Annotated in this window: 1 rRNA gene; it reads right to left on the bottom strand. The window is 49.2% G+C overall.

What is annotated here, in order from left to right:
* Positions 1-43: 43 nt before the first annotated feature.
* Positions 44-1,581, bottom strand: a 16S ribosomal RNA gene (locus BQ5209_RS10410).
* Positions 1,582-1,772 lie beyond the last annotated feature (191 nt).

Below are 1,772 nucleotides of genomic sequence, written 5' to 3'. Positions count from 1 at the left end.
TCTTCTAAACAAACAATCTGTGTGAACACTTACAAGCGCTTCGTAAGGAGGTGATCCAACCGCAGGTTCCCCTACGGTTACCTTGTTACGACTTCACCCCAGTCATGAACCACACCGTGGTAAACGCCCTCCCGAAGGTTAAGCTATCTACTTCTGGTGCAACCCACTCCCATGGTGTGACGGGCGGTGTGTACAAGGCCCGGGAACGTATTCACCGTGACATTCTGATTCACGATTACTAGCGATTCCGACTTCATGGAGTCGAGTTGCAGACTCCAATCCGGACTTAGACGTACTTTATGAGGTCCGCTTGCTCTCGCGAGGTCGCTTCTCTTTGTATACGCCATTGTAGCACGTGTGTAGCCCTGGTCGTAAGGGCCATGATGACTTGACGTCGTCCCCACCTTCCTCCGCTTTATCAACGGCAGTCTCCTTTGAGTTCCCGGCCGAACCAATGGCAACAAAGGATAAGGGTTGCGCTCGTTGCGGGACTTAACCCAACATTTCACAACACGAGCTGACGACAGCCATGCAGCACCTGTCTCACAGTTCCCGAAGGCACTCTCGTATCTCTACAAGATTCTGTGGATGTCAAGACCAGGTAAGGTTCTTCGCGTTGCATCGAATTAAACCACATGCTCCACCGCTTGTGCGGGCCCCCGTCAATTCATTTGAGTTTTAACCTTGCGGCCGTACTCCCCAGGCGGTCGATTTATCGCGTTAGCTTCGGAGCCCATCACTCTAGGCAACAAACTCCAAATCGACATCGTTTACAGCGTGGACTACCAGGGTATCTAATCCTGTTTGCTCCCCACGCTTTCGCATCTCAGCGTCAGTATCTGTCCAGAAGGCCGCCTTCGCCACCGGTATTCCTCCACATCTCTACGCATTTCACCGCTACACGTGGAATTCTACCTTCCTCTACAATACTCTAGTTAACCAGTTTTAAGTGCAATTCCTAGGTTGAGCCCAGGGCTTTCACACCTAACTTAATTATCCGCCTACATGCCCTTTACGCCCAGTCATTCCGATTAACGCTCGCACCCTCCGTATTACCGCGGCTGCTGGCACGGAGTTAGCCGGTGCTTCTTCTGTGATTAACGTCAATTAATGCACCTATTAGATACATTACCTTCCTCATCACCGAAAGTACTTTACAACCCGAAGGCCTTCTTCATACACGCGGCATGGCTGCATCAGGGTTCCCCCCATTGTGCAATATTCCCCACTGCTGCCTCCCGTAGGAGTCTGGACCGTGTCTCAGTTCCAGTGTGGCTGGTCATCCTCTCAGACCAGCTAGAGATCGTCGCCTAGGTGAGCCTTTACCCCACCTACTAGCTAATCCCATATGGGTTCATCAAATGGCGCATGGCCCGAAAGTCCCATGCTTTGGTCTTGCGACATTATACGGTATTAGCAGTCGTTTCCAACTGTTGTCCCCTTCCATTCGGCAGATCCCCATACTTTACTCACCCGTCCGCCACTCGTCATCAAGTGCAAGCACTCATGTTACCGTTCGACTTGCATGTGTTAAGCCTGCCGCCAGCGTTCAATCTGAGCCATGATCAAACTCTTCAATTTAAAGTTTGATGCTCAATAACTGTCTCTGACATATTCAAATGAATCTTCAGTGTCACTTATTAAGACTTGATATTTTTAAGTCCGTAGACTTTTAATTCTTCGTCTTGCAAGTGCCCACACAGATTGTCTGTTTCTTATTTTTAAAGAGCTAACAGCTTCAACTTTCAATCAACATTTTGTTAATTTAGTTT

Origin of the sequence: Gilliamella mensalis (assembly GCF_900103085.1) — a bacterium.
Taxonomy (GTDB): domain Bacteria; phylum Pseudomonadota; class Gammaproteobacteria; order Enterobacterales; family Orbaceae; genus Gilliamella; species Gilliamella mensalis.
Note: the sequence above shows the minus strand (reverse complement) of the source record. Positions and strands in the feature narration are given on the sequence as shown.